We start from the raw sequence: 25,469 nt of genomic DNA on the forward strand, positions 1-25,469 counted from the left end.
TTACAGATAGCCCTCTTCAGGAGAAATGGCGTGTCGAATGAGTACTAAACGCGTGTTGTTATCAGATGTAGCCAAGCTGGCCGGGCTGTCGAAAGCCACGGTCTCACGCTATATGAATCACAGCATCGTGCTGCCGCAGGAAACCATCGAACGCATTGAAGCGGCAATTCGCCAACTGGATTATCGCGGTAACAGCCTGGCGCGCCGCCTGAGCAAAGGGGACAGCGAAACCCTGGGGTTAGTGCTGCCGGATATCACCAACCCGTTCTTTGCCGAACTGGCCGATGCCGCGGAAGAAGCCGCCTCCGCCCGTGGTTACAGCCTGGTGCTGTGTATCACCCGTAACAATCCGGATAAGGAGTGCCAGTTTATTCGCTGGCTGGATACCTGTCAGGTAGATGGCCTGCTGTTTACCACTAACCGCCCGGATAACGGCTTGTTGCGTAAAGAGATTCAGCGTCATCAACGTATTGTGCTGCTCGATGAAGATATTCCCGGTAGCCGCGTGCCGAAAGTGTTTGCCGATAACGTGCAGGGCGGGCGCATCGCCACTGAAAAGTTGATCGCCGCTGGTCATCGCCACATCGCTTTTATCGGCGGGCCGGATGAACTGATGAGCGTGCGCGAACGTTATCAGGGTTTCTGCACCGCGATGAAGCAAGCCGGGTTAAGTTGGCCGCCGGAGTGGGTGATGTTTGGCGATTATCAGCGTGAATTCGGTCAGCAGGCGCTGCGGCGGCTGTTCAGCGGCGCACGCCGTCCAACGGCGGTGTTTGCCGCCAGCGATTATCTGGTGCTCGGCTTGTTGGATGGCCTACGCGCTTGTGGATTGCAGGCGCCGGAGGCGCTATCCCTGGTTGGCTTCGACGATGCTAACTATGCCGATTTCACTCAGCCGCGCATTTCTACCATCCGCCAACCGGCACGCGAACTGGGCCGCACGGCGGTGGACATCATGCTGCGCCTGCTTAACGGCGAAGCAAATATCCCGCAGGAAACCCGTTTACCGGTCGAGTGGATTAGCCGCGATTCTATTCGGGTTTGTTAACTGTGTCCCAAAATGGCGCAAAAGTGCACATTTATGGAGCAAAAAACAAACAATTCTCTAACGTTTAGTTATAATCAGTAAACCGGTTTACTAACGGGTTGCATTTAAAAACGTTAAATTACAGTGAGTTAAATCGGTAGTGCGCAGGCGGTTTTGCGTCCTGGCACGGATGCTGCAATGTTTTACCTGGCGAAAAAATATCATTTGTCGCGTAGGGTCTGGTTGCAACAGCAATACTTCTGACTGGCAGGTAAACCGGTTTACAAGGCTGTAAACCGTGCCGGATGGCGGTGTTGCCGCAATCAGACCCACGTTCCCCTGCGATAGCAATGGGAGTTATCAGATGCAGCAGCCACAAACTGCCCCGGCGCGGGTAGAGATGATTAACATTACCAAGACCTACGGGTCGATACGTTCGCTGCGCGGCGTCAATTTGCAACTGGCGCCGGGCGAAGTGTTGGGTTTGGTTGGCGATAACGGCGCCGGAAAATCCACGCTGACTAAAGTGTTGTCCGGCGCGGTGGTGCCAACCAGCGGCACCATTCGTATTGATGGCGAACAGCAGCATTTTACCAACCCGGCGGATTCGCGCCGTTGCCATATCGAAATGGTGTATCAGGATTTATCGCTGTGCGACACGGTGGATGTAGCCGGTAATTTATTTATGGGCCGTGAACCGATGAAGTCGATGCTCGGCGTTCCGTTTCTTGATCAAGCCAAAATGCATGCCGATGCGCGTGAGATGCTGAAAGGACTGGGGATTTCGATTCCCGACACGCGGTTATTAGTCCGTAATCTTTCGGGCGGTCAGCGCCAGGCCATTGCCATTGCCCGCGCCGCCGCGTTCGATCCGAAAGTGCTGATTATGGATGAGCCCACCGCCGCGTTAGCGGTCGCGGAGGTTGAGGCGGTGCTGGAGTTAATTCGCCGCGTCTCGGCGCGCGGCGTCAGCGTAATTTTGATTACCCACCGGCTACAGGACCTGTTTCTGGTGTGCGACCGAATTATGGTGATGTACGAAGGCACCAATGTGGCTGATCGGCGGGTCGCCGATACCAGTCTGGGCGATATTGTTAACCTGATTGTCGGCGAGAAGTTTACCGCCCACTCTGCGGCGACACACTGAGGTAACAGGATGAGTATCATGAACTTAAGCGGCTCTCGCATGATCCGGCATTCGCTGCCGCGCCGTCTGCTACATAGCCATTCAGGCGTGATCAGCATCGCGCTGTTTTTTGTCTTCTGCTGCGTCGTGTTCTCGCTGATCACCAGTAATTTTCTTAGCGGCACTAACTGGCTGAATATTATTCGCCAGAGCGCGCCGTTACTGATTGTCGCTACCGCGATGACGCTGGTGATCACCACTGGCGGGATCGATCTGTCGGTTGGTTCCACGCTGGCGCTGGTTGGCGCGCTCTCCGCCTTTGCCCTGAATAACTGGGGGCTGCCGTGGCCGGTAGTCCTGCTTGGCGGCCTGGTGCTTGGCGGCGTGGTAGGCGCGATTAACGGCTTTTTTATCGCTTATGAAGGGATCCCGGCGTTTATTGTCACCCTCGCGACCCTGGCAGTAGTTCGTGGCGTGGCGTTGTTGATCACCCAGGGGTATTCCATTCCAATCCCGGCCGACAGTCTGTTTACCTTTATGGGCCGCGCCTGGGTGTTGGGAATGCCGATGCCGGCGCTGATCGCCATTTTGGTGCTAATTGCCGGACATATCGTATTGAATCATATGCGCTTTGGTCGCTATGTCACCGCCATCGGCGCCAATGCCGAAGGCGCACGCCGCAGCGGAATTAATACCAAAGCGGTGACCATGAAGGTGTACATCATTAGCGGCATGGCCGCCGCGCTGGCCGGTATGATTATTACCGCGCGGCTGGGTAGCGGCTCCTCCAACCAGGGTGAAGGCTTTGAGTTGCAAGTGATCGCCGCCGTAGTGCTCGGCAGTACCAGCCTGTTCGGCGGTTTCGGCACCATTATCGGTACGCTGCTTGGCGCGCTGTCGATTGCGATTATCCAAAACGGGTTGATCCTGTCGCATATCTCGCCGTTCTATACCCAGATCGCCACCGGCACCATTATCTTGCTGGCTATCTGGCTAAATACCCGCATTCTCAACCCCACCCGCGCCGCCGCGAAAGGATAGCCGATGAACGGATCGATTTTTCGTCATCCGCAGCCGTTGCCGGTCGGCGTTGGCAGTGGATATGTGATGACCGTGCTCGGCCCGCTGCCGCTCGGCGAGATGGGCGTAACGCTGATGCACGAGCATATTTTGCTGGATGCCTCCGGTAAATGGGTACCGCCCTGTTGCTGTAGCGATCGCCATGTCGCTGAAATGCCGGTGAAAATAGAAAACCTCGGCGAGCTGGCGCTTAATCCGCTGATGAGCCGCGATAACTGCCAACTGTTTGATGTCGATGTCGCGATAGAGGAGCTGATGAAGTATCGCGCGCTCGGCGGCGAAACGGTGGTTGATCCCACCAACATTGGCATTGGTCGCGATCCAAAAGCGCTGCAACGCATCGCCCGGCTGACCGGGTTGAATATCGTGATGGGAACCGGCTTATATCTGGAGCCATCGCACCCCGAATGGGTAAGAGCCATCAGCGTCGAGCAGTTGACCGATAAGCTGATTTACGATGTTGGCGGGGCGGAAGAGAAACCGGAAGTGATTGCCGGGCTGATTGGCGAAATCGGCGTTTCCAGCCGGTTCACCGCCGATGAGGAAAAATCGCTGCGTGCGGCGGGGCGAGCCAATGCCGCCACCGGCGTGCCGATTGAGGTGCATCTACCAGGTTGGGAACGGCTAGGCCACAAGGTGCTGGATATTCTCGAACAAGAGGGCGCCAATCTGCGCCATACCGTGCTGTGCCATATGAATCCCAGTTTCGCCGATAAGCGTTATCAGCGCGAACTGGCGCAGCGTGGCGCTTTCCTTGAATACGACATGATCGGCATGAGCTATTACTACGCCGATGAGTCGGCGCAATCGCCTTCCGATGAGGAGAATGCGCGGGCGATTTGTGAGCTGATCGAGGATGGCTTCATTGAGCAAATTTTGTTGTCGCAAGATGTGTTCCTCAAAACCATGCTGACCCGTTACGGCGGGCACGGTTATGGCTACATCCTCAAACACTTTGTTCCGCGCCTGAAACGCCACGGCGTCAGCGGCGAACAGCTTGAAACACTAATGATGGCCAATCCGCAGCGTGTATTTGGCGGATAACGGGAGAAGAATAATGCAAAAAAATATCTTACTGGTTGGCGAGTCCTGGACCAGTACCTCAACACATATTAAAGGCTTCGATCAATTCGCGACCGCGACCTGGCACAGCGGAGCGACAGATTTTCTCGCCGCGCTGGCGGATAGCCAGTATGCCGTGACCCATATGCCTGCGCACGCGGCGGCGGCGGAATTTCCAACCACCCTGCAGGCATTGCAGCAGTGGGACGCGATTATTCTGTCGGATGTCGGTGCGAATACCTTGTTGCTGCACCCGGATACCTGGCTGAAAAGCCGCCGTACCGCTAATCGCCTAACGTTGATTCACGATTATGTCGCGGCGGGCGGTGGGTTAATGATGGTTGGCGGCTACTACAGTTTTCAGGGCATCAACGGCGGCGCGCGTTACCGTAACACCGCAGTGGAAAAGGTGCTGCCGGTACGCTGCCTGGCTTGGGATGATCGCATTGAAACGCCCGAAGGGTGTTATGCCGAAGTGCAGGAAGCGCATGCGGTGTTGAATGATTTGCCCGGCGAGTGGCCGTGGCTGCTGGGGTATAACGAAGTTGAAATGCAGCCGCAGGGGAAACTGTTAGCCACCGTGGCGGGTAGCGGGCATCCGCTACTGGCGGTGCGTGACTATCAGCAGGGGCGCTCGCTGGTATGGACCAGCGATATGTCCGCCCATTGGCTACCCGAGGAGTTTGCCCAATGGCCGGGTTATCGCCAACTGTGGATCAACTGTCTTGACTGGCTAACGGAACGTGCCTGATGGCAGACACCGAGACTCTGGCACTGACGCAGCGGTTACTGAGTTTTAATACGGTTAATCCGCCCGGTGATGAAGCGGATTGTATGCGGTTTTTAGCCGGATGGCTGAGTGAGCGCGGGTTTGACGTTACGCTCACTTCCTTTGGCACGCAGCGTTACAACCTGATCGCTCGTTTGCCGGGGCAGGCGTCGGGTAAGCCGTTGGCGTTTACCGGCCATCTGGACACGGTGCCGCTGGGCAACGCCGCATGGCAATACGATCCTTTTGGCAGTCAGATCGATGGCGATCGTTTGTATGGACGCGGGGCGAGCGATATGAAAGCGGCGGTGGCCGCTTTTGCCGTGGCCTGTGTACAGAACCAGGCGGCGATCCGCGCCGGGCAAGGCGTGGTTTTATTACTTACCGGCGGGGAAGAAACCGGCTGCGACGGGGCGCGTGCGTTGATCGATTCCGGCGGGCTGCCGGCGGTCGGCGCGTTAATTGTCGGCGAACCCACCGCCAACTATCCGGTCATCGGCCATAAAGGGGCGTTATGGTTGCGTTGTGAAACGCGCGGCAAAACCGCGCACGGGGCGATGCCGGAACTGGGTATTAATGCGATTTATCTGGCGGCGGATGCGCTAAATAAACTGCGCGACTTTTCGCCGGGCGCGGCGCATCCACTGATGAAACATCCCACCCTGAACGTTGGGCGTATTGAAGGCGGGTTAAATATTAATTCCGTGCCGGACCGCACGCGCTTTGAGGTCGATATTCGTACCGCGCCAAATTTGCAGCACGCCATGATTCGCCGCCGATTGACTGACATGTTAGGAGTGGGAGTCAGCGTGGAAACATTGGTTGATCTACCGGCGGTGCTGAGCGCCAGCGAGGATGGGTGGATTGACGCGGTTTATCGCTGTTGCCAGCCGTTACATGCGGCCCCGCTGGAACCGCGCATCGTGCCCTATTTTACCGACGCTTCACTGTTGTTACCGGCACTGGGTAACCCGCCTTGTATCATTCTTGGCCCCGGTGAACCGGCAATGGCGCACCAAACCGATGAATACTGTTTACTGAGCCGCCTGGCGGAGGCGGAATGGCTTTACGGCAGGTTAATTATTGAGCACGGCGGCGTGGCGTGACAATAATTTGTTAATTGTATGTTTTGTGATTGTTATTGCAGTACGACGATATTTAATTGTACTACAATTTTTTCGCCGGTAGCCGCGCGGATACCGGCTTTTTGCTGAGGTTATATCGGGCGTCGCATCAACACAGTGCCTACCAAGGTGATGCGGCGATAAAAAAGATAATCACCAGGTCCTGCCATGAAAAAACACGCCATCTTTACCACATCGCCCGGAGCGGTTACGCCCTCTGCGCGTCACGAACTGTACCTTATATTATTGTGCGGATTAGCGCTCTGTGTTCCCATCGCCTGGGCCAGTCATGGCGTCATCGCCTTACCGTTTGCCGGGCGTCTGTTGGGCGCCGCTGCCTGCGTATTAGCGCTGAACCTGGTCGCGTACGGGGTCAAAACTGCTCGTCTTCGTCGGGTTAAGCGAGGGGGCGTATGAGTGGCTTCCGGTTACCCAAAGGCGCGCGCGCCAGTTGGATCATGTTATTTCTGACCTGGTTACTGTGGTTAATGAACGCCAATGACCGTGAAATCATGTTCCGCGTGCAACCAGCGATTATTAGCGAGTTTCATTTATCCGGTGTGCAGTGGGGCTATCTGGTCAGCGCTTTTTTCCTCGCTTACGCGTTGGTTGCGCTCCCGGCGGGCATCCTTGCCGATAAGTTGGGGCGCGGTTGGAAGCGTAAACGCAGCCAGTGCTGGTATATGGTAATTTTTACTACCCTCTCTATTTTGGTCGGGATTAAAGCGACCTGCCTGCATCTGTGGCAGTTTGTTTTGTGGCGCGTGCTGGGCATGGGCGCGGCTGGCGGGGCGGAAGTCACCAATGTGGCGCAGTGTTCAGAATACTGGCCGCGTGAGCATCGCGGGTTTGCTTTGGGCCTTCACCATACTGGCTATCCGGTTGGCGCGTTGCTGGGCGGCCTGGCCGCGAGCTGGATCTTAACGGCGTTTGGGAGTGAGAGCTGGCGGCTGGTGTTTTTATTGACGCCGATTATCGGCTATTTGCTGGCGTTAGCGCTGTGGATGTACGCCACGCCGGTCACCTGGCAGCAGGTTAATGATTATGCGCGCCAGCAGGGGATGACGCCGCCGGATGCGGAGCAGAGCGAATCGCAAACCTTACGCCAGCAACTGACCGAAACACGTCAGGTGTTGGGAAACCGCCACGTGTTATTGACGGTGATCGGTTCGGGATTAATTACCTTTTCGCAAACGCTTGGGCTGTGGTTTCTGGCGCCTTACGTGGTGTTTACCATGCATCAGCACGATACGTTTGGCGCGATTATTGGCGTGGTGCCCTATATTACCGGCTGGTTTGGTCAACTGCTGTTTGGCTACATCTCCGATTATATTGGCCGTCGCAAAACGCTGATATTTCTCTCGCTGTGGTATGCCATCTGCGTGTTTGCGCTGATCTTCATTTCCGGCGTCAGTATGCTGTGGGTCATTTTGCTGCTGTGGGGGCTGGGTCTTAACGCCGTGTTCCCGGTGTATTACGCCATGATGGCCGATCATGCGCCAAAAGCCTCCGGCTCAGCGATGGGGCTGCTGTTGATGTTGACGTTTCTCGGCACGCTACCTGCCTCGCCGCTGGCCGGTTGGCTGATTGACCATTTTGGCGGCTGGAACCACGCTGGCGGTTATTTGGCCGGTTTTGCGGTTGGCTCTGCTGCCGCGCTACTCGCCGCGATTCTGCAATTTTTTACCCGTGATAAAGCGCCTGAGCGTGCGGCGGGTTAAACGCCGCCTCTGCCACGGTTACCTCCCTTCAGCGGCAGATAATGTCGCGTTCGCTGCGCGGGGCGAGCTGAGCCTCACCCCGCCTTACCCTGAAAAAGCTTAGACAATGGTGCGATTTTTTAGCTTAATTTGTTATTAAGTATTTCTAATAAAGATACCGCTTGTAATCAGTTTGCCTAATGTTTGAACATTTTGACGCTTGTTTATACGCTTTTTCTTGTCTTGTTTCTTTATGTTACATTTGGTTTCTTTTATGTATAAATATTGCACGTTGAACTTTATTTATTTTCTATAACCATAACTTTTTTTTACTTTGCCCTCTTTCTCTCCTGTGTTAAATATTCCTGCGTGGCGCAAGGCCATTGCAAACGCAATAACAAATATAAGATTTGGAGACAGGGTAATTCATGAGCAAGTTGAAATCGTCAATTTTGATTGGCGGCGTTGTGCTGTCGGCGTTATCCGCTGCAGCCCATGCGGAGATCGTGGTTTTAGATAAGAACCCACAAAGTGATTCTTTACTGGCGCCATTAAGTTTACAGGTCGGCGGAAGTATTCGTCCGGAATGGATTTTTAATAATGGCCCGGAGCCGGGTTATTATAAAAATGGTCACGATGGCGGCACCCGTTTTCGTTTTGGCGCGGATTATAAATTAACGCAAGATACCTCTGTTATTGGTTATTACGAGTGGGGCGTAGACTTAGCGCACGCGCTAGACTGGGACGGCCACTATAATACGGACGGCAAGCGTGATTACCAGCGCCAATCCTATGCCGGGATTAAAGATGATCGTTACGGTACTTTGACCTACGGCCATCAGTGGGGCATCTACTACTCCGTCATCGGCGTGAAAAGCGACGTGTGGGATAACGATGGTCATGCAGGCGCGACCGGCATTGGCGTGAATGGCGATTTCGATGGGGCTAACCGTCCGAAAAACAGCATTAAATATACCAATGATTTTGGCCCGGTTAAGTTATATGCCAACTATTTATTACCGGAAGACGAAACCTGGATTGGTAATAACCAAACCTATCGCCGTAATAATGGCGGTGGTTTAGGTCTGGATTATAATTTGACCAAAACGCTAACCTTTAGCGCCGCATATAGCGAGACTGATGCGACAATTAAGGATAATGCATTTAATAAGAAAGATTATCATCAGCAGATTTCAGGGACGGCATTAACCTGGCAACCGAATAACTGGTATATTGTGGGTACCGCCAGTTATTATAAGGACTTTGTACCGAGCACCCGTGAAAATACCGTTTCACACTATTTCGCTGGTAGCGGTTATGGTTTGGAAAGCTTTGTCGGTTACACCTTTAATATCGATAAACCATTCCTGAAATCTATTCAGCCTTACGTGGCGGCAGACTCCCTGCGCCTGAAAGGGGATGAAGATTTCCATGCCAACCATGTGTACTTAGGCGCGGGCACCACCATTGGTTACGGTCTCTCGGTCTATGTCGAACGTACGCTGGCAAACAGCTCAGACGGCGAACCGGATTCAACCTGGGTTACCGTGTTCTACGATTTCTAATCGCAGATCGCTTTCAAGTCTGTAGTGCGGGCCGGCAGCATACGTTGTCGGCCCGTTTGTTTTTCAACGCCAGACCGCTAATCCCCCCTGAGCCACAGAATTGTCTTATAATGTGGAGGATTTTTTCTGCCAGGGATGTAACGTTATTCAATGAAAAACTTCAATTTTGTTTACTGGCGCAAGATGCTGTTTTGTCTCGCGTGGTTATTCTCATTCCCGGCGTTGGCGGTTAATTGCCAGCGTGCGGCGACACTGATTGAAAATACCCTCTGTAGTAGCCCTGAATTGCGCTGGCTGGATGATAATTTGCAGCAACGTTATCAACAAGAAATCATTACCAACCCCCAGGTTATCTGGCAACAACAACAAGAGTGGCAAAAAGCGCGCGATGCCTGTGTTAGCAATGTGTGTTTACAGCGCGCCTATTTACAACGTATTAGCGGCTTATCACAAGCCGATCGTAGCCTTAAACTTGAGGGTAGCTGGTGGAATAAAAGCGCGCCAAACGGCAATGGCGGGGTGCTCACCTTCTCCCGCGTTTCGCGCTGGGGTTATGAAATGAGTGCCACCTCTTGGGCTGGAGTGAACCGCGTTTCGCTTACCGGTGAAGGGCGGTTATTTTACGGTATTAGTTTGGTGGATAACCTGCAAGATGCCAGGGATTGTCGCATTTTGGTGATTCCGCGTGCGGACGGCACGTTGGATGTCAGCAGTAATAGCGACTATGGCTGCAAAATTTTTGTGCCACAGGGCATTATGTTGGACGGTATCTACGTGCGCGCAGATAGCGATCCTCGCCCGGCGGCAAGCTTATTGACCTTAGGTATTTTCCCTACGCGCGAGATGGATGATCGCTTTCGGAAATTGGTCGGGAATGATTACGAAAACTATGTGAAAACCGCCAATTCGTATGCGTACAGTGATGATCTTGATAATCAGGGCGCGACGGTGATGACCTTAGCGGTGAAAGGTATGGCAAACCGTAAGGCGGCGCTAATTCGTTACACATCCAGCGGTAAGATCTGGGCGATGCGGGTTGAGCCGACGCCGGATAATCATTTGAAATTTATCTATGTCACTACCGAGGCGGATAAAACGATGATGCCAAAAACCCTTTCGAGTTGGCGGCAGAATTTTCCAGGCTGATCGCCGGCGCAGCGGGGCGCGTTTTACGCGCCCAACTGCCCAACCACCTTCAACTCAATCTCATCCGGCACTTCGTTATACGACAAAATATGTAACCCACTGGCGAATAACCGCCCGTAGCGCGCCAGCAAAGGCCGTAATTGCGGCGCAACCAATAACACCGGCGTCAGATTCTGTGCCTTCAGGTTTTCAAAAATAACCGGCATATTGGTTTGTAACTGCGTCAAAATATTCGGATCAACCGGGAAGCTATCCAGCGCCACTTTCCCTGCCTGCTGCGCCTGGTTCAGCGCACCGAGCAATAAGTTTTCCAGGCCGTTCTCCAGAGTGAAGGCAGACAGGCGTTTCTTTTCCTGAACCAGCGCCGCCACAATGGCGCGGCGCAGTGCGTAACGCACATCTGACGCCAGCAGCAGCGGATCTTTGGTGACGGCGGCGCTTTCCAGTAAGGTGGTGGCGATGGTGACAATATCTTTTAGCGATACCTGTTCAATCAACAGCAGGCGATAGACGCGCAATAACTGGCTAAAATTCAGCGCGTTATTTAAATCTTCCGCCAGCTTGGGCGCCAGTTGCGCCAGACGTTCGTTTAACTGGGTAATATCGTCGTAATTGAATAAGTCCGGCAGGCTTTCGCGCGCCACCTTATTCACGTGCGTTGCCACCACACTGGCGCAATCCACCACCTGATAGCCAAGATTCAACGCGCGTGCTTTATGTTCCGGGCTGATCCACACCACCGGTAGCCCCCAGGCGGGATCAATATCAATCACTCCTTCAATTTCGCCATACTGCTCGGCGGTGGCAATCGCCATCAGACGGTCGGCGTGTACTTCGCCGGTCGCGCTACGAATACCGTTAATATGAATAGCGTATTGCGCGGGTTTGAGACGAAAGTTTTCGCGGATACAAATTTCCGGTAGCAGAACGCCGCTGGTTTCCGATACCACCTGGCGCACGCCACGCATACGCTGCGTGAGTGGGCTCCCTTTGGCTTTATCCACCAGGGTGACCAGCTTATAGCCGAGATTCAGGCCAATCGGTTCAATCACCGGGATACTTTGCCAACTGACCGGATGCTCATCGTTTTCGCCGAGTACATCAGCAATCGCCGCCATATCGGTTACCGGCTCGGCATCTTTTACCTGTTTACTTTGCCGCCAGGCGGTGAACGCCAGTAAGCCGGTAAAAATGAAAAACACCAGATGCGGCATCCCCGGCACTATCGCCAGCACAAACATCACCATCGCGGCGGTGTACAGCGTGCCGGGGCGGGATAGCAGTTGGCGCTTGATGTCCGCCGACATTTCGCCGCCGTCGCTGACGCGGGTAACAATGATCGCCGCCGCCGTGGCTAACAGCAGGGAAGGGATCTGCGCGACCAACCCATCGCCGATAGTCAGCAGGACATAGACCTCGAAGGCGTGGCTAACGTCGAGATTGTATTTAAAAATACCGATGCAAATGCCGCCGATCACGTTGATCGCTAAGATCATGATGCCGGCAATCGCATCCCCACGGACAAATTTAGAGGCGCCATCCATCGCGCCGTAAAAGTCCGCTTCGCTGGCGACCTCTTTCCGGCGAGTACGCGCCTGTTCCTGATTAATCAACCCGGCGTTGAGATCGGCATCAATCGCCATCTGTTTGCCCGGCAATGCATCCAGGGTAAAGCGCGCCGAGACTTCGGAAATGCGCTCCGCTCCTTTGGTCACCACCACAAAGTTGATGATCATCAAAATGACAAACACCACGAAACCGACCACGAAGTTACCGCCGATCACCACCTGGCCGAAGGCTTCAATCACTTGCCCGGCAGCGCCTGCACCCTGGTGACCATTCAGCAATACCACGCGGGTAGAGGCGACATTGAGGCACAGCCGCATGAGGGTAGTAATCAACAAAATGGTTGGGAACAGGGCAAAATCGAGCGGGCGTTTACTGTTAACGCTCACCAGCAATACAATCACCGCCAACACGATATTAAAGGTGAAGAGCAGATCCAGCAGCAGTGGCGACAGCGGCAGAATAACCATCGCCAACATGCTTAACAGTAAAATCGGCACGCCGATATTGAGTTTTCTCAACGCGGCTAAACGGCCAGTAAGCTTAGGAGTTGCCATGGGTTTCCATTACCTCTTGCGGAATCGGGATGCGGGTATTTAACTCGGGTTTATCGCCCTGGCCGGCGCGCCAGGATTTTAATTGCATCACATAGGTCAGCACGTGGGCGATAGCGCGGTAGAGCGGAGCGGGGATCTGCTGATTAACCCGTGTGGTGTGGTAAATCGAACGCGCCAGCGGCGGGAATTCGACCACTTCGACCTGATGTTTTTGCGCCACCTGGCGGATATATAACGCCACTTCATCAACGCCTTTCGCCACGATATAGGGCGCGGCGGCTTTAGTGGCATCATATTTCAATGCCACCGCAAAGTGGGTGGGGTTAGTGATCACCACATCGGCCTCCGGTACCGTGAGGTTGATCTGCCCGATGGCGAACTGGCGCTGCAACTGACGGATGCGTCCCTTAATCTGAGGGTTACCGTCATTGTTTTTATGTTCTTCCTTCACTTCCTGTTTGGTCATCCGCATTTTTCGGGCGAACAAGAACTTACTGAGCGGAATATCAATCAGCGCGAATAGCGTAATGATGATGACGAATTTCAGCATGATGTCATGGTAAAGCGCCATGCCGCGGCTAACCGCTTGCCATAGCCACAGCATTTGTAGCGAGAGCAGGGATGTCAACTCGCTATGAATGGTGTTGTACAACACCGCCAGCAGCACCGCGCATTTCGCCATCATTTTGAGCACATCGGTTAAATGGCTTGGGGAACATAGCCGCTTAATTCCCGCCAACGGGCTCAGTTTTTTTATATCCGGCATGAGTTTCGTCAGCGTAAATTGCCAACCACCCGGTACCAGCGAGGCAACAATCATACTGAGTGGGATCGGCACCAGCGTGAGAATAAACTTCATCAGAATCAACACATGCGTCAGTAGAAACTGATGTAACGCGCCGCTGTCATCAAGCCGCCCGGCCATCATGCCAACTGCGGTAAAAGAGGCGCCAATAAGCTGCTTATACCAGGGCAAAAAAGTCGTCAGAGTAATAAACGAGGTAATTAATCCGGCGGCCATCGTCACATCTTTCGAGCGGGGAATTTCCCCCTTTTCTCGCGCCTTTCTTAGTTTACCGGCGGTGGCCTTTTCGCTTTTTTCGCCGCTGCTCCCGGACATCAGGCCCCCCGCAGACGATCAAGCTGCGCCAGGATTTCATTGGTCAGGTGCAGATAGTGGTCGGGAATATGGCTAACCAGCAGCCCGAGGCAGAACAGACCGAACAGCATACTGATCGGAAAACCGAGGGAAAACAGATTCAGCGTCGGGGAAACGCGGTTCAGCAGGCCAAACACCCCTTGCACAATCATCATGATAAATACCGTCGGCATTGCCAGCAGTAGCGCGCTGGCAATTAACCAGCCGACCCCGCTGGTGACAAAACGTAGCGTGGGCGTGGTGATCGCCTGGCCCGGCGGCCAGTAAGTAAACCCTTTGTACAGCACGGTAACCAACAATAAGTGGCCGTCCATAGAGAAAAAGATCAGGACGCAAAAGACAAAAATAATCTGCGCGATCACCGTGGTGGAGACGCCATTGCTGGGATCGTTCATGACCGCCATACCGAGGCCCATATTAAACGAGAGAATATGACCAGCGGTCTGTAACGCGATAAACACCCACTGCATGATGGTGCCAAACAAAAATCCCCACAGGATCTGCTCGCCGATCAATAACAGCGCCTGCATCGACAATAACGAGGTCAGATGGATCGGATGCGCCAGCATCGGGGTGATCACAGCCGCCAACGCCAGCGCCGCGCCAATACGGACTTTGCGCGTCAGGGATTTTTGGTCCAGTACCGGACAAAAGTGTAGAAACGCGTAGATGCGGATAAACGGCAGGAAACCCGCCAGTAGCGGCGCGATCAGATCGCTAATCGAGATCCCCATTTAGCCCACCAAATGCGCCGCCTGCTGGAAGATCAGTTGGGCGAAGTCGATCAGTTGGGTGATCATCCATTTCCCGGCAAAAATCAGCACCAGCAGCGTGGTCACCAGACGCGGTAAAAAACTCAGCGTCTGTTCATTAATTTGCGTGGTGGCCTGGAAGATACTGACCATCAGGCCTACCAGCAGGCTCGGCACAATTGCCACCATCGAGATGATTAACACCAGCTTGACGCCTTGGGCGACAATATCGCCCGCGATATCGGTCGTCATCATAATCCGGCCCCTTGAATGCTGCCAGCCAGCGTACCGACGATCATCGACCAGCCGTCACAGAGCACAAACAGCATTAATTTGAACGGGAGCGAGACGATAAGCGGCGATAGCATCATCATCCCCATTGCCATCAATATGCTGGCGACAATCAGGTCAATCACTAAAAAGGGGATATAGATCATGAAGCCTATCTGGAAGGCGGTTTTCAGCTCACTAAGTACAAAGGCGGGCACCACGATAGTGAGATCTTGCTCCTCCGCCGCACCGCGTGCGTTAGCGATGGTCATGATCTGCTCCAGCGCTTTGGTATTGGTTTGCGCCAGCATATATTTTTTCAGCGGAACCGTGGCGCTACCGAGCGCTTGCTTCAGGGTAATCTGGTCGTTCTGAAAGGGCACGATGGCATCGTGATAAATATGTAGGCCAACCGGGCGCATGACCAACATGGTTAATGCCAGTGCGATACCGGTCAACACTTTGTTCGGCGGGCTTTGTTGTAAGCCCAGCGCCTGACGTAATACCGCCAACACAATGATGAAGCGGGTAAAGCTGGTCATCATCAGCACCATGATCGGGATCAGCCCGAGCAGGGTCATCAGAATCAAAATTTCAATTTTGACGTTATAGTCTTGTCCGCTGGCGGTTTGCGCGGCGCTAAATAGCGTCACCGCACCTTCTTGCGCCAACGCCTGCGGAATGCAGAGTAACAACCCGCACAGCAGTAGCACGCGTCGGAACCAGACACCGGTCAACAGCGCGCGGTTCATAACACCAGCTCACCTAATTCTTTGTTATTAAACTCGATAATGCGCAGACCGTATTTATCATTAACCACCACCACTTCGGCCTTGCCGAACAGGATGCCGTTAACTTTAATATCCAGCGGTTCGCCAGCCATTTTATCTAACTCAACAATGGATTCGTTATTCACTGCCATCAGTTCCGCCAGTGAAATTTCTACCGAAGCGACTTCCAGCGTCAGAGTGACCGGAATCCGGCTAAACAGCGATAGCTTGCGCTTTTTCTCCAGCAGCGCGCCCTCTTCGGCAACCGCGCCGCCGGGCAGCGCTGTCGCCGGAGATAAATCGAAATCCAGGTTCAAGTCCTGGGGCAAGTCATCCGTATGCTCACTCATAGTGCTCATGGTTCCTGTCGGTAAATTCAGAGAAGTAAAGTTTGCTGCGATCTTCTGCGATGACGGCGGTAAACAACGGTTGTTGGCCAACCAGCAGCGGGAAACGCTCCGGTAGCGCGATCGGTAAAATATCGCCCGGCTTCAGTTTTGCCAGGTCGGCTACGGTCAGCGAAACCTGCGCAAGTCGGCCAATCAGTTTGACCGGCAGCGTTGACACCATATTCTCCAGCCGCTTCGGCGCGAAGGTGTCGAGTTGCTGCGCGAGATGCTCATGCCCCTGATGGCCTAGCGAAGCCAGCAAGGCATCGACATGCGCGCCATCCAACAGCAATGAAAAGTGCCCTTCCTGATCGCCTTCAAGCGCAAAGGTGACGCGATACGACCAATGGCTAATTAATGACGCCGGATCGGTTTTGATCTCCAGCGCGTCGGCAAAGACATTGCCGTTTAAAATTAGCTCTGCCATTTCCATTGCTAATTTACTCCGCAACCTTTCCTCCGTTTTGGTCACCGGCGTGTTGTGAAGTTGCGGTGTTTCTTGACACTCTCTGGCTAAGCCATAAAAGTCGTGCAGAATATTCAGTAGCAATTCCCGCTCAATCTGAAAGGCGATATGACCAAGGCGGGTTGACATCACCTGCGAATATTTTTGCGTTGAATCCATCTCGAACGTCATTTTCTTTAAAGCAATATTGACGCGAAATTTCTTCAAAAAATAAATGCTGATATGCGCATCCAGCAAATCGAAACGATTGTTAAATATTTGTGGCACTCGATGCCACGGACGACCGAGTTTGTTCGCTTTGAGTTCGATCACTTCTGCCAGGTTAGCGTGATTGTAAATTCGAATTTTATTAGTTATTGCCCGCATAGGTTTACCTGAGTAAATGAAGTGAGCTTTCCGAATAAACAGAGAGCCGACCTAATGGTTCCTTTCGATGAGAATGACAAATGGGTTGCGCTAAAAAAATAAAATTTAAGTTGTCGTGTTCACATGTCGCCTGTACTTAATGTCAACATCAAAATGTCTATTTTTTCAATCTTCACAAAAGGAGATGAATTAAACCCGTTTTTTAGATGGGCTGCAAGATTGTATGGGTTATTAATCGCTTAATTTTTAGCGGTTAATAATGGTTAAATTAATGTTTAATTTATTGAATTTTATAACTTTATTTTTTAATACGCTATTAAAGCTAGCGTTGCGCTCCTCCCTCGGTATACTTCGCGTTTATTCCTAATCTGCTGGTGATTTTATTCTCACATACTGACGTTCAGCATGTAGAAAAATAGTGGTTTGAATGTCGATATTTATAACCTCATTTAAACAGTCAGATTACTTCATATCCTTTGCCGTTGAATTTCACACTGAAAAGAAAATCGCTCTTCAGTGACTCTTCATCGGCGTGATTTACCGATGTGCTGTTTAACCGGAAAGTAGATGCCGGCATTAACTGCAATGGAGCGACACTGATGACGAACATGATTATGCAACAGGATAATTCATACGACGGTAAATATATCGCCCACGCGCCAGCCAGCGTTAATCTCTTTTCGTTGGCGCAACGCGTCGCCCGCTTTAATGTTCCGGTATTAATCACGGGTGAAACCGGAACCGGCAAAGAGTGTGTGGCTAAATACATCCACCAACATGCTTTTGGCGAAGAGGCTCCCTATATCGCGGTTAATTGTGCGGCCATTCCAGAGAATATGCTGGAAGCGATTCTGTTCGGTTATGAGAAGGGCGCGTTTACCGGGGCAATAAACAGCGTGCCGGGTAAGTTTGAAATGGCGAATGGCGGCACATTATTGCTCGATGAAATTGGCGATATGCCGCTGGCGCTGCAAGCTAAATTGCTTCGCGTATTACAAGAACAAGAAGTGGAACGGTTGGGAAGCCATAAACGTATCCCACTGGATATCCGTTTGATTGCCGCCACTAATAAGGATCTGGAAAAAGAGATTGCCGAAGGGCGTTTTCGTCAGGACCTCTACTATCGCCTCTCGGTGGTGCCCATGCATATCACGCCGCTGCGTGAGCGCACTGAGGACATTATCCCGCTGGCACATATTTTTATTCATAAATACCGTGCGTTTAGCCAGCCACAGGCCCGTTTAACGCGTGATGCCTGTGTGGCGCTACAACAGTATGCGTGGCCGGGAAATGTGCGTGAACTGGAGAACGTGATTCAACGCGGCATGATTATGTCGCCGGATGGTGAAATCTCGGCGGCCTGCTTTGGCCTCACGGCAATGACGCCAGCGCTTACCTCTGTGACAGCCGACGATACGCTGCTCAGCGCCAGCGGTACACAACCGATTAAACAGCGCGGACGTCTGGCCGAGTACCAATACATTGCCGATTTGCTGAAGCGTTACGAAGGCAATAAAGCGCGTACCGCTGAATTCCTCGGCATTACGCCACGCGCATTGCGCTACCGGCTAGCCTCCATGCGCCAGAAGGGATTCGACTTTAGTTTTTGCTCTCATAATCTGCCCGGTTAAGCGGGTGACACGGATACACCATGAACAAAATTGATGCCACTGGCATACACACTGCGCAACGTCAGTTGATTCAGCAAATGCAGCAGGTGAGCGCGCAAGCGGGGGCCGCCAACATCGCCCCCGCCAACCGGGTCAGCGATAACGCGGTTTCCTTCGGTAGCGTGTTGAATGACGCTCTCGACCATGTCAACGCCCAACAACAGACGGCTAGCGCCAAACAACACGCGGTGGAGATGGGCGAAAGCGACGATCTGACCGGGGCAATGCTGGAAAGCCAGAAAGCCAGCGTCTCTTTCTCTGCCTTGATACAGGTACGTAACAAACTCACCAGTGCGCTGGATGAGTTGATCAACGTGCCGCTGTAAGGATCGACTGTGCCTGAACAACTGAAAAAGATCATTGCCGCCTTACCCATGGCGCAATTGCGCAAATGGGCGTTACCGGCGGGCGGTGCGCTGGTGGCGCTTCTGTTAGCGCTGGCGCTGCTATGGCGTGGCGATAGCCATTACACCGCGCTGTTTGGATCGCAAGAAAATATTCCGGTTTCGCAGGTTATTGAGATCCTTAGCGGCGAAAAAATTCCTTACCGTATCGAACCGGAAAGCGGCCATATCCTGGTGGCGGAAAGCAAACTCCCGCAGGCGCGTATGGCGCTGGCGGCGAAAGGCATTGCCGCATTGCGCCCGGAAGGCTATGGCTTGATGGATAAAGAGGAGATGCTCGGTAGCAGCCAGTTTATCCAGAACGTTCGCTTTCGTCGCAGCCTGGAGGGCGAGTTAGCGCAAAGCATTATGGCGATTGACGCGGTGGAAAATGCCCGCGTACATCTGGGCATCAGCGAAGCCAGCTCCTTTGTATTGAGTAATCGTCCGCAAAGCCGCGCCTCGGTGATGGTACGGCTGAAATATGGTCAGCATCTGAACGATGAACAGGTCGCGGCCATCGTTAACCTGGTTGCCGGTAGCGTGCCGGGGATGGAAGCAGCCAGCGTGCGGGTGGTCGATCAGCAGGGTGAGTTGCTGAGCGCCGATCTGGATCAGGACACCGCCGTTGCCGGTAATAAACGCATCAATGAACGCGTACAGCAGATTCGCCAGCAAACCGAACGCAATATTACCAACCTGCTTAATTCGGTGGTCGGGCCGAGCAATTTCCGCGTCAGCGTGGTGCCGCAAGTCGATTTTAGCCAGGTTGATGAAACGCAAGAGCGTTATCTCGGCGAGCCGCGGATCAGCAATGAAAATATCCAGCAGGAAAATACCACCGATGAGCTGGCGGTCGGCATTCCGGGGTCATTAAGTAATCGTCCGGCAGCGCAGGCCAACAACAATAACAATCAACCAGCGTTATCCACACGCAACCAGGCGCAGCGTCAATACGCTTGGGATCGGGATATTCGTAGCGTGCGCCATCCCGGCTTCAAACTGGAAAAATTATCGGTCGCGGTGGTGTTAAACCAGGCGGCGCCAACGCTCGCGGAGTGGAATAGCGAAAAACAGACGCAGCTTAACCAGTTGCTGGCAAATGCCGCCGGTATTGATGCGCAACGCGGCGATGTGATGACGCTCAGTCTAATGCATTTCACCGCTGCCGACACGGTATCCGAGCCAGTTGAGGCCTGGTGGGAAAAACAATCCACCATTGATTGGGCAATACGCGGCGGCATCGGCTTGCTGGCGCTATTGGTAGTGGTGTTTGGCATTCTGCCGTTGCTACGCCGGGTCGCGCGTTCGCCTGCCGCCTCGACGGCAGGAACGGCAACGCTACCGTCAGAAAGTGGCTTTATTGATGATGAAAATAGCGATAACCGTGACGAAACGACGCTCAATGCCGCCTTATCGCGTAGCGCTTTCCAGAATGAAGACCATTTACCGGCGCAGAGCTCCGGCCTGGAAACCAAGATTGAACACCTACAAATGCTGGCCCGCAGCGAAACCGATCGGGTAGCGGAAGTGATTAAACAGTGGATTATCAGCAATGAGCGAAGCACCAACAAATCGTCCTAATAATAAGCCAGCCGGTCGTTCGCGCCTTGAGCAGGCGGCGATTCTGCTGCTGAGCATTGGTGAAGAGGCGGCGGCGACCGTCATGCAAAAATTCACCCGTGAAGAGGTGATGCGCCTGAGTGAAACCATGGCGCGTTTGCATGACGTGAAAATGACCCAGGCGCGTGACGCGCTGAACCACTTCTTCAAGGAGTACCGCGAACAGAGCGGTATCAACGGTGCCTCGCGTAGCTATCTGCAGGGCATTCTGGAGAAGGCGCTGGGCGGTGAGATTGCCCGTAGCGTAATCAACGGCATCTATGGCGATGAAATCCGTTACCGCATGGCGCGTTTGCAATGGGTGGATACGCCACAACTGGCGGCGTTGATTGCCCAGGAACACCTACAACTACAAGCGGTGTTTCTCGCCTTTCTGCCGCCAGACGTGGCCGCGCTGGTTCTGACGCATCTTGATGACGCGCGCCGTGAAGAGATCCTGTTCCGTATTGCCCGGCTGGATGATGTGAACCGTGACGTGGTAGATGAATTGGATCGGCTAATTGAACGCGGCGTGGCGGTGTTATCGGAACACGGCTCGAAGGTAAAAGGCATTAAACAGGCGGCCAATATCGTCAACCGCATTGCCGGTAATCAGGAAGGGCTGCTTGAACAATTACGCGAACGCGATCAAGAGGTGGTTGAGGCGCTGAAAGACGAAATGTATGAGTTCTTTATCCTCAGCCGTCAAAACGCCACCACTTTGCAACGTTTGCTGGAAGAGATCCCGATGGAAGAGTGGGCCCTGGCGCTGAAAGGTACCGAACCGGTACTGCGTAACGCAATTTTTGATGCGATGCCGAAACGTCAGGCGCAACTGTTGCAGAACACCACCAATCGGCTGGGGCCGGTACCATTGAGCCGCATTGAACTGGTGCGTAAAGAGATTATGGCGACGGTGCGTGAGTTGGCCGAAGAGGGCGAAATTCAGGTGCAGTTATTTGCCGAGCAGACGGTGGAGTAAGCCATGAAAGAGCCGCAAATCACGCGTCCGGTGCGAGTACATAAATTCCCGCCGCTGCGCAAAACCCGCCTTAACGCACGCCATGCGGCGCAACCACTGGATACGGCGGAGTATCAACAGCGGCTGGAGCAGGGCTTTCAGGAAGGGGTAGATAACGGTTATCAGCAAGGGCTCGAACAGGGGCAGGAACAAGGTTATCAGTCTGGCTTGCGGCAGGGTTATGACGAAGGGCTGCGGCAGGGGCGTGAGGAGGGCAATGCCGCCGGGCGCGCGCTGTTTGCCGACGCCGCGGTGCCGTTCAATGCGCTGCTTGGCCAACTTCAGCGTGTGCTGGAGGAGCATGAGCAACGCCGTCGTACCGAGCTGCTGCAACTGGTGGAAAAGGTCACGCGACAGGTGATCCGGTGTGAACTGGCCCTCCATCCAACCCAGCTATTGGCGCTGGTAGAAGAGGCATTAACCAGCCTGCCAGAGACGCCGGAACGGGTAAAGGTCTGGCTAAATCCACAAGAGTTCGCCCGCCTGAGCGAGGCCGCGCCGGAGAAAGTGCGTGAATGGGGCATGAGCGCGGATGAAAACCTTGAGCCGGGCGAGTGCCGTATTGAAACCGACACCAGCGATATGGACGTCGGCTGTAGCCATCGTCTGGATCAGTGTATGGAGGTGTTGAAAAACACCCTAACGACAGGCGCGGCGGATGAATCAACCGAGTGATGTCGATAAAGCGCTGGCCTCGCTGGAGAGTATAAATCTGGCGCGGGTCGCCGGACGATTGACGCGCGTGACCGGCATTTTGCTGGAGTGCGTGGGCTGCCGTTTAGCCGTTGGGCAGCGTTGCCGGGTAGAGCAGGCGGACGGTGCATTAATCGATGCGCAAGTGGTGGGTTTTGACCGCGAGGTGACCTTTCTGATGCCGTTTAAACATCCCACAGGGTTGATCGCTGGCGCACGGGTATTTCCGGCCAAAAAAGAGCAACAGCCACTGATTGGCGACAGTTGGCTTGGGCGGATCGTTAATGGTTTAGGCGAGCCGATCGATGGTAAAGGGCGGCTCGGCGGCGACACGCCGCTGATGCAGCAACTGCCGCAGATTAACCCGCTGACGCGTAAGCCGGTTGACACGCCGCTCGATGTTGGCGTACGGGCGATTAACGGTTTGCTCACCATTGGCAAAGGCCAGCGGGTTGGGTTAATGGCGGGCAGCGGCGTCGGAAAAAGCGTGCTGTTGGGCATGTTAACCCGTTACACCCAGGCGGATGTGGTGGTGGTTGGGCTGATTGGTGAGCGCGGGCGTGAGGTGAAAGAGTTTATCGACCACGCACTGCAAGCCTCGGGTATGGCGAAATCAGTGGTAGTTGCCGCACCGGCCGATGAGTCACCGCTGATGAGGATGAAAGCCACCGAAATTTGCCATGCGATTGCTACTTACTATCGCGACCAGGGCAAAGATGTGCTGCTGCTGGTGGATTCCCTGACGCGCTATGCAATGGCGCAACGTGAAATCGCCCTGTCGCTTGGCGAACCACCGGCGACCAAAGGCTATCCGCCCTCGGCCTTCGGCGTGATCCCCAAATTGGTTGAAAGCGCCGGGAATAGTGAAAGTCACGGTTCCATGACCGCCATCTACACGGTGCTGGCGGAAGGCGATGATCAGCAGGATCCGATCGTCGATTGCGCCCGCGCAGTGTTGGATGGCCATATCGTACTAAACCGTGTGTTGGCGGAGGCGGGCCACTATCCGGCGATAGATATTGGTCAGTCCATCAGTCGCTGCATGAGTCAGGTCACGCCAAAAGCCCACCAACGGGCGGCGCGGGTACTTAAGCAGATGGTCGCCGATTATCAGGCGATTAAACCACTGATTCCATTAGGCGGCTATGTGGCGGGTGCCGACGCCGACGCCGACCGTGCGGTGCGTTTGCAGCCTGCGGTGGAGGGGTACTTATGCCAGGAGGTGGATTTTTGCGCGCCGCTGGCGCAGTCGATTAGCGACCTTGAGGCGTTAAGTCACGCCTGAACCTGTTCGGAGAAGAGCGATGCCAACCAGCAAAATGATTAACGTACTAGAACGGTTACGCCAGATGCGCGAGCGTGAAGTGAATGAGCTGACCGGGCAGTTGGCTCGCCAGCGGCAGTTGTGCCAGCGCTACCACAATAATATCACCGCGCTAAACAACCTTTGTCATCAGGGGCTGCCCGAACAGGAAGGCGCGGTGCAATTGATGAATCAAAGCCGTTACAAAACCAACATTCAGCGCGTTATCGCCTGGCAGGAGCAAGAGCAGGCGCTGGCCGATCTTAAAGCGCAACGGCTACGGCAGGATCTCACACAACAGGCTTGCCGTGAAAAAACCGTCGATGTGGTGTTACAGCAACAGCGTGAAGCATTGGCGCGCGCCCGCGCCGGACGCGAGCAGAAGGCGACGGACGGGCTGGCGTTACAGAGCTGGTTACGTAATCAACCAAAAAATCGCTAACGTATTGAATAAGGATAGGGTGTGAAAGCAGGTCAATCTGTGGGAAATCCGCTACTGGCTCGTCTGATGGCGCGTACGGCGGCCTCTACGCGTACCACCGATGCGGCGTTACCGTTTGTCAGCGTCGTGACGCCAACCTGGCAGCGCCGCGCTTTCCTGCCGTATCTGATCTATATGTTCCAGTATCAGGATTATCCTGCCGACCGGCGTGAACTGGTGATCCTTGATGATTCGCCGCACAGTAACCAGGACCTGATCGATGCGTTAACCGCCGCCGGGCATCACAGCGGGCAGATACGCTATTACCATGTTGCACAGCGGATGAATCTGGGGCAGAAACGCAACCGTCTCAATCAACTGGCACGCGGCGAATACATTATCTGCATGGATGATGATGACTACTATCCGGCGGATAAGATCAGTTACACCATCGGGGAGATGCAGCGTAATAATGCCCTGTTTGCCGGTTGCGATCGCATACCTATCTGGTACAGCCACATTAACTGCATCTACACCACCGGTTCTTTTGGCGACCGTCATGCGCTGAACGGCACCTTTGCCTATCATCGCCGCTTCCTGAAAAAGCACCGTTACGACGATGATCTGAATTTGGCGGAAGAGGGCAGTTTCCTTAACGGCTTTACCGTCCCGGTGTTACAGCTTGATCCGTTGCGATCAATTTTATGTATTTCCCACCACACCAATACCTTCGATAAAGACTTCATTATGGCCAACTGCGAACGCCTTCCGCAGCGGCTGGAGGAATTGGTGACGGATCTGCGGCTGCGCCAGCACTATCTACGTCTTCATCAGGCGCCGGGACGCAGCAAAATTCAGTGGGATTTTTTCCCGCATATTGTGATCAACCCGCTGTCGCGCTGTGAAGAAACCCAACGTCAGCTTTGTCAGACGCTACGGGAGCTAGGCGTAGCGGAGCAGCAACTGGTGCTCTGGACATTGCCATTGGAAGACGAACCGTTGGCCAGCAGCCATCTGGCGATTGCCCAATATGCGCAGGCGCAGGGCTGGACGAACTATCTGATACTGGATGACCGGATAAGCCTGGTGCGCCAGCAAAAAACCGTGGATGCGCTCAACCGCCTGCTGCAGGCGCTCGGCGGTTTGAAATGGGACGTGGCGTTGCTGGGCGCGCGGTTGTTGCGGCTGTTCGAATTAAAAAGCCTGCCGGGCGCGGTGCGCGCGATGGAGGCGGAATTGCCGGTGGCTTATGCGGTGAATCAACCCTATTACGCCACCCTGATTGAGAACCTGGCGCAAGGGCTGGCATTGCAACAGTTGCACCCGGCGGAGCCGCGCTTTGCGTTGGATAATTACTGGAAGCCGCTGATGCAGAGTGACCTGTGGCTGGCGCTCTATCCCGGCCTGGCTTATCGCCATAGTGATGAGCACGGTAATGATCTTACTGCCGAATTTTTCCGTAAACGAAAACCCGATTAAACC

At 53.9% G+C, this 25,469-nt stretch carries 25 protein-coding genes; 18 read left to right on the forward strand and 7 right to left on the reverse strand.

The window, feature by feature from the left end; translation table 11 throughout:
• Positions 1 to 25 precede the first annotated feature (25 nt).
• From PMPD1_RS03125 to PMPD1_RS03170, 10 genes are all read left to right on the forward strand, one after another.
• Positions 26 to 1,048: a LacI family DNA-binding transcriptional regulator gene (locus PMPD1_RS03125; protein ID WP_173632666.1), complete on the forward strand. Its 1,023-nt coding sequence runs from the start codon at positions 26 to 28 to the stop codon at positions 1,046 to 1,048.
• 379 nt (positions 1,049 to 1,427) lie between these two features.
• Positions 1,428 to 2,174, forward strand: a complete 747-nt coding sequence (locus tag PMPD1_RS03130; protein WP_173636096.1) for an ATP-binding cassette domain-containing protein — start codon at positions 1,428 to 1,430, stop codon at positions 2,172 to 2,174.
• Positions 2,175 to 2,192: 18 nt separating this feature from the next.
• A complete protein-coding gene (locus tag PMPD1_RS03135) occupies positions 2,193 to 3,194 on the forward strand; it encodes an ABC transporter permease (protein WP_173632667.1) in 1,002 nt (333 codons plus the stop codon).
• Between the two features lie 3 nt (positions 3,195 to 3,197).
• On the forward strand, positions 3,198 to 4,277 hold the full coding sequence (locus tag PMPD1_RS03140) for a phosphotriesterase family protein (RefSeq protein WP_173632668.1): 1,080 nt from the start codon (positions 3,198 to 3,200) through the stop codon (positions 4,275 to 4,277).
• 13 nt (positions 4,278 to 4,290) lie between these two features.
• Positions 4,291 to 5,046, forward strand: a complete 756-nt coding sequence (locus PMPD1_RS03145) for a glutamine amidotransferase (RefSeq protein WP_173632669.1) — start codon at positions 4,291 to 4,293, stop codon at positions 5,044 to 5,046.
• Positions 5,046 to 6,170, forward strand: a complete 1,125-nt coding sequence (locus PMPD1_RS03150; protein WP_173632670.1) for a M20 family metallopeptidase — start codon at positions 5,046 to 5,048, stop codon at positions 6,168 to 6,170. The genes PMPD1_RS03145 and PMPD1_RS03150 overlap by 1 nt, the downstream gene beginning before the upstream one ends.
• A gap of 186 nt (positions 6,171 to 6,356) precedes the next feature.
• Positions 6,357 to 6,605 (forward strand): hypothetical protein, encoded by a 249-nt coding sequence (locus PMPD1_RS03155; protein ID WP_173632671.1) that lies wholly within the window; start codon positions 6,357 to 6,359, stop codon positions 6,603 to 6,605.
• Positions 6,602 to 7,909, forward strand: coding sequence for an MFS transporter (locus tag PMPD1_RS03160; RefSeq protein WP_173632672.1), 1,308 nt, complete (start codon positions 6,602 to 6,604; stop codon positions 7,907 to 7,909). Before PMPD1_RS03155 ends, PMPD1_RS03160 begins: the two co-directional genes overlap by 4 nt.
• 407 nt (positions 7,910 to 8,316) lie before the next feature.
• Complete coding sequence (locus tag PMPD1_RS03165) at positions 8,317 to 9,453, forward strand: porin (protein WP_173632673.1); 1,137 nt, start codon at positions 8,317 to 8,319, stop codon at positions 9,451 to 9,453.
• Positions 9,454 to 9,603: 150 nt separating this feature from the next.
• Positions 9,604 to 10,599: a lysozyme inhibitor LprI family protein gene (locus PMPD1_RS03170; protein ID WP_173632674.1), complete on the forward strand. Its 996-nt coding sequence runs from the start codon at positions 9,604 to 9,606 to the stop codon at positions 10,597 to 10,599.
• Between the two features lie 23 nt (positions 10,600 to 10,622).
• Here PMPD1_RS03170 and PMPD1_RS03175 read toward each other — a convergent pair whose 3' ends face one another.
• From PMPD1_RS03175 to PMPD1_RS03205, 7 genes are read right to left on the reverse strand one after another with little or no spacing between them, the layout of a single operon-like run.
• A complete protein-coding gene (locus tag PMPD1_RS03175; protein WP_173632675.1) occupies positions 10,623 to 12,722 on the reverse strand; it encodes a flagellar biosynthesis protein FlhA in 2,100 nt (699 codons plus the stop codon).
• Complete coding sequence (gene flhB / locus PMPD1_RS03180) at positions 12,709 to 13,842, reverse strand: flagellar type III secretion system protein FlhB (RefSeq protein WP_173632676.1); 1,134 nt, start codon at positions 13,840 to 13,842, stop codon at positions 12,709 to 12,711. Before flhB ends, PMPD1_RS03175 begins: the two co-directional genes overlap by 14 nt.
• The gene (fliR, locus tag PMPD1_RS03185; protein WP_173632677.1) at positions 13,842 to 14,615 is read right to left on the reverse strand and encodes a flagellar biosynthetic protein FliR; all 774 of its coding nucleotides are present in this window, start codon (positions 14,613 to 14,615) and stop codon (positions 13,842 to 13,844) included. The genes flhB and fliR overlap by 1 nt, the downstream gene beginning before the upstream one ends.
• Positions 14,616 to 14,888, reverse strand: coding sequence for a flagellar biosynthesis protein FliQ (gene fliQ / locus PMPD1_RS03190; protein WP_173632678.1), 273 nt, complete (start codon positions 14,886 to 14,888; stop codon positions 14,616 to 14,618). It lies immediately after the preceding gene.
• Positions 14,885 to 15,655, reverse strand: coding sequence for a flagellar type III secretion system pore protein FliP (gene fliP / locus PMPD1_RS03195; protein ID WP_173632679.1), 771 nt, complete (start codon positions 15,653 to 15,655; stop codon positions 14,885 to 14,887). Before fliP ends, fliQ begins: the two co-directional genes overlap by 4 nt.
• Positions 15,652 to 16,023, reverse strand: coding sequence for a flagellar motor switch protein FliN (gene fliN, locus PMPD1_RS03200; RefSeq protein ID WP_173632680.1), 372 nt, complete (start codon positions 16,021 to 16,023; stop codon positions 15,652 to 15,654). The genes fliP and fliN overlap by 4 nt, the downstream gene beginning before the upstream one ends.
• Positions 16,016 to 16,894: a FliM/FliN family flagellar motor switch protein gene (locus PMPD1_RS03205; RefSeq protein WP_173632681.1), complete on the reverse strand. Its 879-nt coding sequence runs from the start codon at positions 16,892 to 16,894 to the stop codon at positions 16,016 to 16,018. The genes fliN and PMPD1_RS03205 overlap by 8 nt, the downstream gene beginning before the upstream one ends.
• A gap of 599 nt (positions 16,895 to 17,493) precedes the next feature.
• Here PMPD1_RS03205 and PMPD1_RS03210 point away from each other — a divergent pair.
• From PMPD1_RS03210 to PMPD1_RS03245, 8 genes are read left to right on the forward strand one after another with little or no spacing between them, the layout of a single operon-like run.
• Positions 17,494 to 18,525, forward strand: coding sequence for a sigma-54 interaction domain-containing protein (locus tag PMPD1_RS03210; RefSeq protein WP_173632682.1), 1,032 nt, complete (start codon positions 17,494 to 17,496; stop codon positions 18,523 to 18,525).
• A gap of 20 nt (positions 18,526 to 18,545) precedes the next feature.
• The gene (gene fliE / locus PMPD1_RS03215) at positions 18,546 to 18,890 is read left to right on the forward strand and encodes a flagellar hook-basal body complex protein FliE (RefSeq protein ID WP_173632683.1); all 345 of its coding nucleotides are present in this window, start codon (positions 18,546 to 18,548) and stop codon (positions 18,888 to 18,890) included.
• Between the two features lie 48 nt (positions 18,891 to 18,938).
• Positions 18,939 to 20,531: a flagellar basal-body MS-ring/collar protein FliF gene (fliF, locus tag PMPD1_RS03220; protein WP_435529729.1), complete on the forward strand. Its 1,593-nt coding sequence runs from the start codon at positions 18,939 to 18,941 to the stop codon at positions 20,529 to 20,531.
• Positions 20,503 to 21,531: a flagellar motor switch protein FliG gene (locus PMPD1_RS03225; protein ID WP_173632685.1), complete on the forward strand. Its 1,029-nt coding sequence runs from the start codon at positions 20,503 to 20,505 to the stop codon at positions 21,529 to 21,531. The genes fliF and PMPD1_RS03225 overlap by 29 nt, the downstream gene beginning before the upstream one ends.
• 3 nt (positions 21,532 to 21,534) lie before the next feature.
• A complete protein-coding gene (gene fliH, locus PMPD1_RS03230; RefSeq protein WP_173632686.1) occupies positions 21,535 to 22,245 on the forward strand; it encodes a flagellar assembly protein FliH in 711 nt (236 codons plus the stop codon).
• Entirely contained in the window at positions 22,229 to 23,548 is a 1,320-nt protein-coding gene (gene fliI, locus PMPD1_RS03235) for a flagellar protein export ATPase FliI (protein WP_173632687.1), read from the forward strand. Before fliH ends, fliI begins: the two co-directional genes overlap by 17 nt.
• Positions 23,549 to 23,567: 19 nt before the next feature.
• Positions 23,568 to 24,008: a flagellar export protein FliJ gene (fliJ, locus tag PMPD1_RS03240; protein ID WP_173632688.1), complete on the forward strand. Its 441-nt coding sequence runs from the start codon at positions 23,568 to 23,570 to the stop codon at positions 24,006 to 24,008.
• A 21-nt stretch (positions 24,009 to 24,029) separates the two neighbouring features.
• Positions 24,030 to 25,466 (forward strand): glycosyltransferase family 2 protein, encoded by a 1,437-nt coding sequence (locus PMPD1_RS03245; RefSeq protein ID WP_354292758.1) that lies wholly within the window; start codon positions 24,030 to 24,032, stop codon positions 25,464 to 25,466.
• Positions 25,467 to 25,469: the final 3 nt, after the last annotated feature.

It is taken from the genome of Paramixta manurensis (assembly GCF_013285385.1).
GTDB lineage: Bacteria > Pseudomonadota > Gammaproteobacteria > Enterobacterales > Enterobacteriaceae > Paramixta > Paramixta manurensis.

Coding starts and splice junctions, on each gene's coding strand:
- PMPD1_RS03210 (WP_173632682.1), top strand. CDS start 17,494: ATGACGAACATGATTATGCAACAGGATAATTCATACGACGGTAAATAT.
- PMPD1_RS03130 (WP_173636096.1), top strand. CDS start 1,428: ATGATTAACATTACCAAGACCTACGGGTCGATACGTTCGCTGCGCGGC.
- PMPD1_RS03165 (WP_173632673.1), top strand. CDS start 8,317: ATGAGCAAGTTGAAATCGTCAATTTTGATTGGCGGCGTTGTGCTGTCG.
- PMPD1_RS03175 (WP_173632675.1), bottom strand. CDS start 12,722: ATGGCAACTCCTAAGCTTACTGGCCGTTTAGCCGCGTTGAGAAAACTC.
- fliH (WP_173632686.1), top strand. CDS start 21,535: ATGAAAGAGCCGCAAATCACGCGTCCGGTGCGAGTACATAAATTCCCG.
- fliR (WP_173632677.1), bottom strand. CDS start 14,615: ATGGGGATCTCGATTAGCGATCTGATCGCGCCGCTACTGGCGGGTTTC.
- PMPD1_RS03205 (WP_173632681.1), bottom strand. CDS start 16,894: ATGCGGGCAATAACTAATAAAATTCGAATTTACAATCACGCTAACCTG.
- PMPD1_RS03170 (WP_173632674.1), top strand. CDS start 9,604: ATGAAAAACTTCAATTTTGTTTACTGGCGCAAGATGCTGTTTTGTCTC.
- PMPD1_RS03140 (WP_173632668.1), top strand. CDS start 3,198: ATGAACGGATCGATTTTTCGTCATCCGCAGCCGTTGCCGGTCGGCGTT.
- flhB (WP_173632676.1), bottom strand. CDS start 13,842: ATGTCCGGGAGCAGCGGCGAAAAAAGCGAAAAGGCCACCGCCGGTAAA.
- fliJ (WP_173632688.1), top strand. CDS start 23,568: ATGCCAACCAGCAAAATGATTAACGTACTAGAACGGTTACGCCAGATG.
- fliP (WP_173632679.1), bottom strand. CDS start 15,655: ATGAACCGCGCGCTGTTGACCGGTGTCTGGTTCCGACGCGTGCTACTG.
- PMPD1_RS03150 (WP_173632670.1), top strand. CDS start 5,046: ATGGCAGACACCGAGACTCTGGCACTGACGCAGCGGTTACTGAGTTTT.
- PMPD1_RS03155 (WP_173632671.1), top strand. CDS start 6,357: ATGAAAAAACACGCCATCTTTACCACATCGCCCGGAGCGGTTACGCCC.
- fliE (WP_173632683.1), top strand. CDS start 18,546: ATGAACAAAATTGATGCCACTGGCATACACACTGCGCAACGTCAGTTG.
- PMPD1_RS03160 (WP_173632672.1), top strand. CDS start 6,602: ATGAGTGGCTTCCGGTTACCCAAAGGCGCGCGCGCCAGTTGGATCATG.
- PMPD1_RS03135 (WP_173632667.1), top strand. CDS start 2,193: ATGAACTTAAGCGGCTCTCGCATGATCCGGCATTCGCTGCCGCGCCGT.
- fliF (WP_435529729.1), top strand. CDS start 18,939: ATGGCGCAATTGCGCAAATGGGCGTTACCGGCGGGCGGTGCGCTGGTG.
- fliN (WP_173632680.1), bottom strand. CDS start 16,023: ATGAGTGAGCATACGGATGACTTGCCCCAGGACTTGAACCTGGATTTC.
- PMPD1_RS03125 (WP_173632666.1), top strand. CDS start 26: ATGGCGTGTCGAATGAGTACTAAACGCGTGTTGTTATCAGATGTAGCC.
- fliI (WP_173632687.1), top strand. CDS start 22,229: ATGAATCAACCGAGTGATGTCGATAAAGCGCTGGCCTCGCTGGAGAGT.
- PMPD1_RS03225 (WP_173632685.1), top strand. CDS start 20,503: ATGAGCGAAGCACCAACAAATCGTCCTAATAATAAGCCAGCCGGTCGT.
- PMPD1_RS03145 (WP_173632669.1), top strand. CDS start 4,291: ATGCAAAAAAATATCTTACTGGTTGGCGAGTCCTGGACCAGTACCTCA.
- fliQ (WP_173632678.1), bottom strand. CDS start 14,888: ATGATGACGACCGATATCGCGGGCGATATTGTCGCCCAAGGCGTCAAG.